Source organism: Modestobacter altitudinis (genome assembly GCF_005930475.1).
Lineage (GTDB): Bacteria > Actinomycetota > Actinomycetes > Mycobacteriales > Geodermatophilaceae > Modestobacter > Modestobacter altitudinis.
The window spans coordinates 1-405 of record NZ_SJEW01000157.1 but is presented as its reverse complement, the minus strand read 5'-3'; the positions used below and the strand labels follow the sequence as shown (position 1 = coordinate 405).

The 405-nt window shown below is 72.3% G+C and carries 1 pseudogene; it reads left to right on the top strand.

The features are described 5' to 3' along the window. Window positions 1-405, top strand: a pseudogene (locus tag FHL79_RS26695) (hypothetical protein); the annotation flags it as partial.

Here is a 405-nt window from a genome sequence, read left to right as displayed (position 1 = left end):
GCCGACGGCCGCCTGGCCAGCGCCGGCGGGGCGGATTGCGAGGTGCGCTACACGTACGACGAGGTCGGTAACCTGCGCCTGGAAAGCCAGGTACATGCCGACGGTTGGGTCTACAGCGTCGAGCACAGCCACGACGCGCTAGGCGTGCGCCAGACCAGCCGCTACGGCGACGCGCCGCCGGTCGCCTGGCTGACCTATGGCCCGGGTCATCTGCACGGCGCGCTGGTCGGTGCGGTCGAGCTGGCCTTCGAGCGCGATGCCCTGCACCGTGAGGTGCGTCGCGACGCCCGCCGCGACGGGCAGGATGACGCGTTGTTCACCCAGGAGCGCCAGCACGCGCCGCTGGGACGCCTGCAGCGCAGCCGCCTGCGTCTGGCCGGCGGTTTCGACTGGCAGCGCGGCTAT